This window comes from Amycolatopsis sp. NPDC033938 (assembly GCF_055575975.1).
On sequence record NZ_JBVIRO010000004.1, the window covers coordinates 243,193 to 254,638 of the forward strand.

Annotated in this window: 9 protein-coding genes; 3 read left to right on the forward strand and 6 right to left on the reverse strand. The window is 67.9% G+C overall.

Going from position 1 to position 11,446, the window contains the following annotated elements:
- Positions 1-108: 108 nt before the first annotated feature.
- Positions 109-1,065, reverse strand: a complete 957-nt coding sequence (locus tag ACZ5ZX_RS13965) for an ABC transporter substrate-binding protein (protein ID WP_465502372.1) — start codon at positions 1,063-1,065, stop codon at positions 109-111.
- A 191-nt stretch (positions 1,066-1,256) separates the two neighbouring features.
- Here ACZ5ZX_RS13965 and ACZ5ZX_RS13970 point away from each other — a divergent pair, with 191 nt between their 5' ends.
- The 3 genes from ACZ5ZX_RS13970 to mdlC all read left to right on the forward strand — a co-directional run bounded on the left by ACZ5ZX_RS13970 (position 1,257) and on the right by mdlC (position 6,326).
- Positions 1,257-3,959 (forward strand): sensor histidine kinase, encoded by a 2,703-nt coding sequence (locus ACZ5ZX_RS13970; RefSeq protein WP_465502373.1) that lies wholly within the window; start codon positions 1,257-1,259, stop codon positions 3,957-3,959.
- Positions 3,960-3,975: 16 nt separating this feature from the next.
- Positions 3,976-4,653 (forward strand): copper homeostasis protein CutC, encoded by a 678-nt coding sequence (locus tag ACZ5ZX_RS13975; RefSeq protein ID WP_465502374.1) that lies wholly within the window; start codon positions 3,976-3,978, stop codon positions 4,651-4,653.
- Positions 4,654-4,742: 89 nt separating this feature from the next.
- Positions 4,743-6,326, forward strand: coding sequence for a benzoylformate decarboxylase (mdlC, locus tag ACZ5ZX_RS13980; protein ID WP_465502375.1), 1,584 nt, complete (start codon positions 4,743-4,745; stop codon positions 6,324-6,326).
- 77 nt (positions 6,327-6,403) lie between these two features.
- On the opposite strand, the gene ACZ5ZX_RS13985 is transcribed toward mdlC, so the two are convergent.
- The 5 genes from ACZ5ZX_RS13985 to ACZ5ZX_RS14005 form a co-directional block, all read right to left on the reverse strand.
- Positions 6,404-7,270, reverse strand: coding sequence for an ABC transporter ATP-binding protein (locus tag ACZ5ZX_RS13985; protein ID WP_465502376.1), 867 nt, complete (start codon positions 7,268-7,270; stop codon positions 6,404-6,406).
- A 21-nt stretch (positions 7,271-7,291) separates the two neighbouring features.
- Positions 7,292-8,125, reverse strand: a complete 834-nt coding sequence (locus ACZ5ZX_RS13990; RefSeq protein ID WP_465502377.1) for an ABC transporter permease — start codon at positions 8,123-8,125, stop codon at positions 7,292-7,294.
- A complete protein-coding gene (locus ACZ5ZX_RS13995; protein WP_465502378.1) occupies positions 8,122-8,892 on the reverse strand; it encodes an ABC transporter permease in 771 nt (256 codons plus the stop codon). Before ACZ5ZX_RS13995 ends, ACZ5ZX_RS13990 begins: the two co-directional genes overlap by 4 nt.
- 8 nt (positions 8,893-8,900) lie before the next feature.
- Positions 8,901-9,905 (reverse strand): ABC transporter substrate-binding protein, encoded by a 1,005-nt coding sequence (locus ACZ5ZX_RS14000; RefSeq protein WP_465502379.1) that lies wholly within the window; start codon positions 9,903-9,905, stop codon positions 8,901-8,903.
- 246 nt (positions 9,906-10,151) lie between these two features.
- A complete protein-coding gene (locus ACZ5ZX_RS14005) occupies positions 10,152-11,108 on the reverse strand; it encodes an ABC transporter substrate-binding protein (protein WP_465502380.1) in 957 nt (318 codons plus the stop codon).
- Positions 11,109-11,446 lie beyond the last annotated feature (338 nt).

Sequence of the window (11,446 nt, forward strand, 5' to 3'; positions counted from 1 at the left end):
CCCATTGCGGCGCCCTCCGTGGCTAAAAAACATCCCCCCCCCCCCGCGGTTGGTGTGTGGGGGCTTGTGGTTTACCACACCCCCCCCCCACCACACCACCACCGTGCCTCAACGCGGAACCATCGCCTGGACGTCGAGCCGCGCGCCGATCATCCCGGAGTTGTGCATCAGGTCGGCGACGCGTTGCAGCCGGATGCCGTTGAGGGAGACCGGGTACGTGCCGAGTGAGATCAGTGACGCCGTGGTCCGGTCGATGTCGGAGAACGTCGGCAGCGCGTCGCGGACGATGGCCGGGTCGGCCGCCCGCACCTGCGCTTCGCCGAGCACCTTCCGGAAGGCCGCGAGCGTGCGGGCGTTGCCCTGGCCGAAGGTGCCGGTCGAGACGTAGGACGACATCGGGAAGTCCAGGGTCGCGCCGCGTGCGCCGTCGGCGAGGATGCTCGCCCCGAGTTCCTTCTCGGCCCTGGTGATGTACGGCTCGATCATCCACGCGGCGTCCACGTCGCCGCTCTGGAGCGCCTGCGGCATCCGGTCGAACGCGTGCTGCTTGAACTGAATCCTGTTCACGTCGACGCCCGCGGTGCCGAGTACCGCGCGAGCCGCGAGCACGCCGACGTCGTCGAGCATGTTCACCGCGATCTTCGGCGACTTCTTTTGCGTCGGTTCGGTGTACTCGGAGCCGGGGAGTGTGACGAGCGCCATGGTGTTGCGGCCCGCGGTGTAGGCCTCGCCCTGCAACTGCAGTGCGGTCCCGGCCGCGGCGGCGCGGAAGATGGAGACGTCGCTGGCGAACGCGATGTCGATCTCGCCCGCGGAAAGTTTGGCGATCGCCTGGTCGGCGGGGGTGTCGACGAGGGTCACGGAAAGACCGGCGGCGGTGAACTTCCCGCCGGCGACGGCGACCCTCAACGGCGCCGTGTCGATGGGGCTTCCGACGCCGACACGCAGTTCGGTCCGTTCGAGCGGGGCGTCGGAACCGCGGTCACCACCGGAAAACACTCCGCAACCGGCCATCGCCAGCAGAGCTCCTACCAGCGGAATCGCCAAGACGCGCATCATCGCCACCGCTCACCTACCGAGAGAATGTGCTCCTCCTTCTGGATCGTATGGTCCGGGCCCCATACGATCGCGTGCGGGAGACGCCGGATTGCGCGGCTTTCGATCGTTCTCGAACCTTGTTACTCTACAGTAGGTTCGGGCTCTCGTCCCCGATGTCAGCCATGGGAAAGGGTCCCGTGGTGGGAAAAGGAAACCAGGTGGCCCGTCGCGACAAGCGTCCCCGTGGGGGCGACGCGGCGGAACGGCACCCCCGCGTCGGAGGACGCTGGCGGCTGCGCAACTGGCACCTGCGTACCAAACTCTTCGTAGTGCTGCTGATCCCCGCGCTCGCGGTGGTCGCCCTCGTCGGGCTCCGGGTCGATTCGGATCTGCGCGATGCCCGGCAGCTGGCCGAATTCGCCACCCGCGGCCGGGTCGACAGCACCGTCGCCGAAGCGGTGCATCAGCTTCAGCGCGAACGAGACCTCACCGTCCGGTTCGTCGCGGGCGACCGCAAGGGCGACGTCTCCGAACTGACCGAGCAGCGCAAGCGCGTCGACGATGCCATCGGCACGTTCGATCGCACGCTCGGCGAGAGCAAGAGCAGGCTCGGCGACAAGGCCGCGACCAGTCTGCAGCTCACCAGTGACCGGCTGCGTGTGCTCACCGGACTGCGGTTTTCCGCGGAACACTCCGCTTTTCCCGCCGACGCGGTCCTGCGTTCCTACAGCGAACTGATCTCCGGTCTGCTCGACATCAGCGATTCCACCGCCGCCGACGTGTCCGATCCGGATCTCGGGAAGCTGCGCCTCGCGGGCAACGCGCTCGCGCGGGTCAAGGACCAGATGTCGGTCAAACGCGCGATCATGGCCGCCGCGCTCGCACAGGGCAGCCTCAACCGGGACCGGACGCGCGCACTGCTCGGCGCGGAGGCCGAACTCGCCGCCGCACGCAACGACTACCGCACCTTCGCGACCCCCGAACAGCAGCGGATGTACGACGACACGGTGATCGGCCTGATCGTCGACATCGGCAACGACATGGTGGAGTCGGCGCTCATCCGCGCCGAGAACGACCAGGGGCTCGGTGGCCTGGACCCGAACCAGTGGGACACCGCCGCCACGTACACGGTCAATCTGGCCCACCAGGTGCAGCAGGCGTTGCTCGTCCAGTTGCAGGAACGCACGGACACCCTTGCCGCACAAGCGAGAACGTCCGCGATCTGGGACGGCGGCATCGTGCTCGCGGTGCTCGTCGTCGCCGGGGTGCTGTCGGTGATCATCGCGCGTTCGCTGTTGCGGCCGCTGAGGATCCTGCGCCGCAGCGCGCTCCAGGTCGCCGAACACCAGTTGCCCGCGGCCGTCGAAGGGCTGCTCAGCGATCCCGAGCCCCAGCCGGAGAATCTGCGACGACGGCTGGCCGTCGCGCCGGTCCCGGTGTTCAGCCGAGAGGAACTCGGCCAGGTGGCGCGGGCGTTCGACGCGGTGCACGGCGAGGCCGTCCGGTTGGCCGGGGAACAGGCCATGCTGCGGGAGAACATCAACGCGATGTTCGTGAACCTGTCGCAGCGGAGCCAGGATCTCGTCGAGCGGCAGCTTTCCGTGCTGGACCGCATGGAGGCCGACGAACAGGATCCCGACACCCTCGCCGGCCTCTTCGAACTCGACCACCTCGCGACCCGGATGCGACGCAACAGCGAGAACCTGCTGGTGCTTTCCGGAACCGACGTCGTCCGCGAGGACAGTGGCGCGGTCGTCGCCGACGAGATCATCGGCGCGGCGCTTTCGGAGGTCGAGCACTACCAGCGCATCGAACTCGGTGCGGCACCGCGGATCGCGGTCCGCGGTGAGGCCGTCAACGACCTCGTGCACGTGGTCTCCGAGTTGCTGGAGAACGCGACCCGCTACTCGGACCAGAGCACGATGGTGCAGGTCGAGGGGCATATCACCGAACGCGGCGAATGGCAGATCGAGATCACCGACCACGGCGCCGGGATGCCGCAGGCGGAGATCGACCGGACCAACGCGCGGCTGGCGAATCCGCCGGACGTGGACGTCGAGGTTTCGCGGCGGATGGGTCTGTTCGTGGTCGCGACGCTGGCCGTCCGGCACCGTATCGACGTCCGGCTGCGGTCGGCCGACGGCGGCGGGATCACCGCGGTGGTCGTCGTGCCCGCAGGGCTCATCGTCGAGGCGCCGCAGCCCGCTCCGCTGCCGGAACCACCGCCCGCCGCCGTGGTGCCCGAGCCGGAACCCGAACCACCACTGGAAGTCCCGCCGCTGCCCGAGCCGGAGGAAAGTGTCGAGGAGTCCCGGTTCGCGCCCGTGCTGGACGCCGGGCCGCCGCGGCGCGCGCCCGTCGTCGAACGCGAGACCGCGCCGGAGTGGCCGTCCTCGGACGACGACGCGGGCAACCACCTCGAACTGGACTCGCCGACCGAGCGGATGCCGAAGTACCAGAGCGTGCTTTCGCAGTGGTTCGACCACGGCGGCCCGCGCGAAGGGCCTTCGCCCGCCGAACCCGGCCCGCCGTCTCTGCCTTCGTTCGAGCCGGTGAAAGCGTCTGAAGAGGGCGCCGCCGTCGATGAAACCGCCCCGGATCCGGACGAGCCGACCGAACCGACGCTGAAGCCGGTGACACCGAAGGAAAAGGCGCCTGAGCCCGCTCCGGAACCCGAGCCCGAGCCCGCCTGGCCGACGTCCGCCGAGCTGGAGCAGGAGGACGGCGCGGAGGACACCTGGCCGGTGTTGCCCGCCGTCGTCCCCGAGGCGCGGTCGCAGGACGACAGGCCGGAGAAGCCGCGAGGGGAGAGGCCGATACTCTCACTTTCCCCTGAAGCGGTCCGCGAACGGATGACCAGCCTGCAAGGCGGGTTCCGGCGCGGTCGCCACGCCCGGGGTGAAGACAACCCCTCGGCTTAAGCGAATTGGAAGGTCCATGAGTTCGAAAACCGGCCTGCTGGAAGTGATCGCGCTGACCGCGGCGGACGCGGAGCGCGCACAGGATGGCGGGGCCGATCGCCTCGAACTGGTCAGCGACATGGCCAGCGACGGACTTTCGCCGTCGGTCGAGACGCTGCGTGACGTACTCGCCGCCACCGACCTGCCGGTGCGGGTCATGCTGCGTGACAACCTGTCCTTCGCCGCCGGCGACCTCGACGAGCTTCGTGCGGACACCGTCCGGCTGATCGACGCGGGCGCACGGGAGTTCGTCTTCGGTTTCCTGGACATGGACAGCGAAATCGACGTCGACGCCTGCGAGACGCTGGCCAAGGAACTCGACGGTCTGCCGTGGACGTTCCACCGGGCCATCGACCGCGCACGGGATCCGCTGCGCGCCTACGACCAGCTCGCCGCGCTCGGCTGCGACACGGTGCTCGCGGCCGGGCATCCGCACGGGGTCGCGCACGGCCTTTCGGTACTGCAGCGGCTCGCCCGCCGGTCGGACGGCCCGCGGCTGCTGGTCGGTGGCGGCCTGCGGGCGCAGCAGGTGCATCTGCTGCGGGCGGGCGGGGTGCGTGAGTTCCACGTCGGCAGCGCGGTCCGGCCTGGTGGCTGGGAGTCCGATGTGGACGTCGCGGCCGTTCGCGAATGGGCGGCGCTGGTCAAGGACTAGGCCGGACGCAAGGGGTCAGGTCCAGACCACATACGGTGACTTGAGGTTGCATCTTCAACCAACGGGATCGGACCGGCTAGCGTGGGGGCATGGCTATCCGCACCGTACGTGACGCGACCAGGGAACTGTTGCGTGAACTGGGCCTGACCACGGTCTTCGGCAATCCCGGGACGACAGAGATCGCCTTCCTCACGGATTGGCCGGACGACTTCACCTACGTCCTCGCGCTCCATGAGGCGTCCGTCGTCGCGATGGCCGACGGGTACGCGCGCGCGTCACGGCGGCCGGTGCTGGTGAACCTGCATTCCGCGGGCGGCGTCGGCCACGCGCTGGGTCACGTCTTCACCGCCTACCGCAACAACGCCCCGCTCATCATCGTCGCCGGCCAGCAGACCCGGTCACTGCTGCCGGACGAACCGTTCCTCGGTGCCGTCGAGGCGACGAATTTCCCCAAGCCGTACGTCAAGTGGAGCTGTGAACCGGCCCGCGCCGAGGACGTCCCGGCGGCGCTGGCACGGGCGTATCACATGGCGACGCAGGCACCCATGGGTCCGGTGTTCGTCTCCGTACCTGTCGACGATTGGGACGTCGAGACCACGAAGCCGATCATCTCCCGGCCGCGGATCCCCGGCTTCGCGCCCGACCCGTCCGCTTTGGACGAACTGGTGTCCGCATTGGACGCCGCCGAGCGGCCGGCGATCGTGGTCGGCGCGGGCGTCGACGACGACGCCGCCGTGCCGGACGTCGTCGAACTGGCCGAGAAGGTGGGCGCCGGGGTCTGGGCTTCGCCGATGGCCGCGCGCTGCTCCTTCCCCGAGAATCACCCGCAGTTCTTCGGTTTCCTGCAGCCGGAACGGAAAGCGGTCGCGAACGCGCTGACCGAGCACGACCTCGTGGTCGTCATCGGCGCCCCGGCGTTCACCTATCACGTGTACCGGGGCGAGTCGGAGATTTCGCTGCCGCCGCTGTTCCTGGTCAGCGACGACGACCAGATCCTGGCCAGGGCCGCGGTGGGCACCGGGATCCGCTCGACGCCGAAGCTCGCGATCCGCGCGCTGCTGGACCGCGCCGCGCCGCGGGAGGCACCGAAACCCCGTACCCGGTTGGAAAAGCCCGCCGCGGTCACGCCGATCGCGCCGGACTTCGCCTACGCCACCATCGCGGAAGTCCTCCCGGACAACGCGATCGTCGTCGAAGAGACGCCGAGCCACCGCAACGAACTGCACGACCACCTGCCGATCACGGCCACCGACACGGGTTTCCTCACCGTCGCGAGTGGCACCCTCGGCTACGGTCTCCCGGCCGCCGTCGGCGCGGCGCTGGCCCGCCCGGACCGCAAGGTCGTCGCCATCCTCGGCGACGGGTCGAGCATGTACTGCGTCCAGGCACTGTGGACGGCGGCGCAGCACAACCTGCCGATCACGTTCGTGATCTTCGACAACGCGCAGTACGCCGCGGTGCGCATCCTCGGCGAGGCGGCGGGCGGGGAGAAGGTGCCGGGCGTCGACCTCGGCGGCATCGATTTCCCCGCGCTGGCGAAGAGTCTCGGCCTGCGGACGTCGGTCGTCGAGCGCGCCGAGGACCTCAAGCCCACGCTGGAGGCCGCGCTGCCGGACGAACGGCCGCATCTGGTGCACGTCCGCATCGACGCGAACCCGCGCACGCTCTACTGAGGAGCCGAAGGGCGCTTTCCCCGCATGCGATGCGGGGAAAGCGCCCTTCGTCGCTTCTTATGCGGGGAAAGTCCCCTTCAGCTCTTGGTGTGGGCCTTCGTGGCGGCGTCGGCGGCCGCGTCCTGCTGCGCGAGTTCGTACTCGGCCGCGTCCGAAGCCGCGGTGACGGCTTCCGGGGCACCACCGTGCAGCAGCCGCGCCACCTCACCGCGCAGCGTCACGAACTCCGCCGACTCGCGCGTGGTGATCTGGTCCCGTTCCGCGGGCAGTCCCACCGGCAGGTCCGCGACGATCGTGGCGGGCGACTTCGACAGCACCAGCACCCGGTCCGACAGGTAGACGCTCTCGTCGATGTCGTGTGTGACCACGAGAACCGTGCTCCCGTTTTCACGCTGGACGCGCCTTGTCAGGTCCTCGAGCTCGAACCGCGTCTGCGCGTCGACCGACGCGAACGGCTCGTCCATCAGCAGCAGGGCGGGCCGGCTCGCGAGTGCCCGCGCGATCGACACACGCTGCTGCATACCGCCCGAGAGCTGCCAGGGGTACTTCGAGCCGACGCCGGACAGGCCGACCGACTCCAGCGCCTCCTGCGCCCGTGTACGCCGCTCGGAACGGCTCAAGTTACGCCACCGCAAGGGGAACTCGACGTTCTTCGCCACCGAGAGCCAGGGGAACAGTGAGCGGCTGTAGTCCTGGAACACCACGGCCAGATCCTCCGGCACGCCGGAGACGTCGTCGCCGTGCAGGCTGACGCGGCCGGACGTCGGCTTGATCAGCCCGGCGATGCAGCGCAGGAGCGTCGACTTGCCGCAGCCCGACGGGCCCACGATGCTCGCGAGCTGACCGGCTTCCACGGTGAACGACAGGTCGTTGACCGCGACGTGCGCCTTTTCACCCGCGCCGTACCGGTGGTTCAGCCCGGAGACTTCGAGCATGGTTGACATCTTGCTGACCCTTCGAAAGAGCTAGATACGGCCGTTGCGGGTGGGCTGCCAGCGAAGCACTCTCTGCTCCACCGCGAGGAAGGCCGCGTTGAACCCGAAGCCGAGCAGGCCCAGCAGGACCAGCCACGACCACATGAGCGGGAAGTCGAACGCCTGCTGGGCGTCCATCAGTGACCGGCCGATGCCGTTGTAGGAGCCGACCAGTTCCGAGATCACCATCAGCAGCAGGGAGATGGACAGGCTCAGCCGCAGACCCGCGAAGATCTTCGGCCCGGCGGCGGGCAGGACGACCGAGCGCACCCAGTACGACCGGGGGGTCCGGAACGACTTCGCGGTGTCGACCTTCACCTGGTCCACCGACCGGACGCCGTCCACGGTGTTGAGCAGCACCGGCCAGATCGCGCCGAAGATGATCGACCCGGTCTGCATCCCCGGCCCGAGTCCGAAAAGGACGATGAACACCGGGATCAGCGCGGGCGGCGGCACCGAGCGGAAGAACGCGAAAAGCGGGCCGACGTAGTCCATCCCGGTCTTGGACCGTCCTAACGCGACACCCAGTGCGACGCCGACGACACCCGCGAGCAGCCAGCCGCCGAGCGTCCGGCCGAGACTCGGCAGGACGTTGTCGAACACGGTGTCGGTCAGGAACAGCTGGGACACCGGACCGCTGAACCACAGCTTCGCCGAGGTGGCCACGATTTCGGACGGCGGCGGGAAGAACGGGCTCCCGGCGAGCCGGGTCGACAGCTCCCAGATCCCGACCAGGGCGAAGAACAACAGCCAGTTGCGGACCAGGATGCCGATGCCCCGGCCCACGCGCCTGCCGACGCGGCTGGACAGCGTGAGGGTCGTCACGAGACAGCCTCCCGATCGACCGTGCTCCAGCGGAAGACCCGCCTGCCGATCATTTCCAGCCCGCCGTTGATGAGGAAGCCGAGTACGCCGACCACCACGGTGCCGGCGAGTACGAGGTCGAACCTGGTGGAACCGGTACTGGCCTGCATGATGAAGTTGCCGATGCCGAGTTTGGCGCCTGCCAGGAACTCGGTGCTGACCACCGCGATCAGCGCGATGTTGGCGGAAAGCCGGACCCCGGTGAATACGAACGGCGCGGTATGCGGCAGCGCCACCGACGTCATCGTCCGGAACTTGCCGGTACCGCACGCTTTCGCGGTTTCCATCAGCACGGGGTCGATCTCGCCGAGCGCGTAGATCGTGTTGAACATGATCGGCCACAACGAGGCGTACACGGCCAGCGTGATCTTCGCTTCGGGGCCGCCACCGATCAACAGGAGCACCAGCGGGATCAGCGCGACGGCGGGGATCGGCCGCAGGAACTCGATGATCACCGCGGTCGCGGTGCGCAGCCCGGGGACGCTGCCCAGCAGCAGCCCGGCGGGTACGGCGACGGCGACCGCGATGAGCAGGGCGATCGCCCACGCGAGGAACGTGGCGATCAGGTCGCGGATGAACTGCACCTCGCCGAACTGTTCGAAGATCGTCACGAGGACGACGGACGGCGGGGGGAGGAACTCTTTACGGACCAGGCCGGCCTGGACGATCACTTCCCAGATGAGGAAGAAACCGGCCAGACCGGCCAGGGCACGGAGAAGTCGTGGCACCTTTACCTTTATCCAGCTTGAGGGGCGAGCATCGGAGCGGCGTCGAGCTTCGCGGTCAGCACACCGGTCTGCAGCAGCAGATCCGGCACGCGCTGCAGGCGACGGGGGTCCAGCGTGGCCCCGAACGTCGGCAGCGTGAGCAGTGACGCGGTCTCGGCGTCGACCTTGGCGTACTTCACGATCAGCGGTTCGATCTTGGAACGGTCGGCCGAATCACGCACGGCCTTGGCCAGTGCGCGCTGGAACGCCGCGAGGGTCTTCGGGTTCTTGTCCACAAAGGAGCCGAGTGCGCCGAAGCCCGCCAGGGGGAAGTCCTGGGTGGCACCGGTCGCGATGTCGACGACCGGGGTCGCGCCCACGACCTTGGAGGCCTGGGTCAGGAACGGCTCGGGCAGGTAACCCGCGTCGACCTGGCCCGCACCGAGCGCGCCGGCGATGTTCGGGAGCGCCATCGGCACCCACGTGACCTTGCTGGTGTCGACGCCGTGGTCCTTCATCACCGAGACGGTGAGCAGGTGGGAGGCGGTGTTCTTGTCGGTGATCGCGATCTTCTTGCCCGCGAGGTCGTTGATCGTCTTGACCGGCGAGTTCGGCACGGTGACCACCGCGTTGCTCTTCGGGCTGGCCGACACGGCGTCGGCGACGAGCCGGATGTCGGCCGCGCCCTTGCTCTTCGCGACGAAGAACGGCATGTAGGTGGAGAAGGCGATGTCGACCTCACCACCGATCATCTTGGTCATCGACGCCTGACCACTGGGGGCGTCGACGGCTTCGACCTCGAGGCCTTCGGCCTTGAAGTAGCCGCCTTCCTGAGCCAGCCGCAGCGGCGCGAGGTCGACGACCGGCAGCAAGGCCACCTTGATCTTCGGCTTCTCCAGCCCACCGTCCCCACCGGACGCTTTGGACGAGTCATCGCCCCCGAGGGCACCACAGGCGCCCAACGTGGCCAGCATGAGCGCGCTCAGGGCGACACCGATGGCACCCCGTCCTCTGCGTGCACCACTCTTGCTCATGGCGTTTCGAAACAAAGCCAGCTCCTCGGAAACAATGAATCACCGTTTGGGTTTTCATCCGTGTCTTGGCTTCATTTCGCCAGGCACGCGGTCACCTTAGAGATTTGCCCACCCGCTCACAATGGGTGTCGTGAGCGGGTGATCATTTTAGGCCATTCGCCCTATTACCTGATCACCCGCTTGGACATCGCTACTTTTAGTGATCGAATTCCGGGTGAAACGACAATTCGGCGTAACCGCGTGTCATCAACTGGTGGTCTGCGGCGCGATCATCGGGCCGACGTCGATCTTGGTCTGGATGGCGCCCATCTGCAGCAGCAGGTCCGGGACCCGCTGGATCCGGCGGGGGTCCAGGGTGGACTGGAAGGTCAGCAGCGTGGTCAGCGCGGCGGTGTCCTGGTCGATCTTGGCGTACTTGACCAGCAGCGGCTCGATCTTGGAGCGGTCGGCCGCGTCCCGGGTGGCCTTCTGCATGGCGCGCTGGAAGGCGGCCACGGTCTTCGGGTTCTCCGACACGAACTTGCCGAGCGAGCCGTAGCCGGCGGTGGGGAAGTCCTGGGTGGCGCCGGTGGCGGTGTCCACGACCGGGACGGTGCCTGCCTGCTTCGCGGTCTGGGTGATGAAGGGCTCGGTCAGGAAGCCGGCGTCGATGTCGCCGTTCTTGAGCGCGTTGCCGATGTTCGGCAGCGGGACCGGCACCCACTGGACCTTGCTGGCGTCGACTCCGTGGTCCTTCATGACCGATTTGGACAGCGTGTCGGACACCGTGTTCGGCGCGGTGATGCCGATCTTCTTGCCCGCCAGGTCGCTGACGCTCTTCACCGAAGACGTCGGCAGGGTGACCAGCATCGTGCTCTTCGGGCCCGCGGAGGAGGCGTCCGCGACCAGCTTGATGTCGGCGGTGCCCTTGCTCGCCGCGATGAAGAACGGCGTGTAGCTCGCGTACGCGATGTCGACCTCGCCGCCGATCAGCTTGGTCAGCGAGACCTGACCGGTCGCGGCTTCGATGGCCTCGACGTCCAGGCCCTCGTTCTTGAAGTAGCCACCGTCCTGGGCGAGGCGCAGCGGGGCCAGGTCGATGGTCGACATCACGGCGACCTTGATCTTCGACTTCTCGAGGTTGCCCGAGCCGCCGGAAGAGGAGGAATCGTCTCCGCCGAGCAGGCCGCAGCCGCTGATCGATACCGAAACGACGGCCGCCATCGCGAAGGCGAGGGCTCCACGCCTACCCCGGCTGACGCTCAAGGCGTTCTTCGAGCTTGCAGAGCCAAGCAAGTGATGCTCCTGATCAAGGGAGGGACACGTGATGACGTGGCCGGATGTGGAATTCGGAAGGGACTCTTTGTCGAGTCACGGGCCCACTGTAGAGAACGGACACAGCGCTCACAATGGGTGGTCATCCGATGATCCCAAGTGGTAACGATCACCCGAACAGGTTGTTTGTCAGAAGTGAACACAACTGGGCGTGTTCACTCCCGTGGGTCCTTTGCCAACTGACTGGCTTTAGGTCAAGACCCGTACGGTGCTTCTCGCCGGTCTTG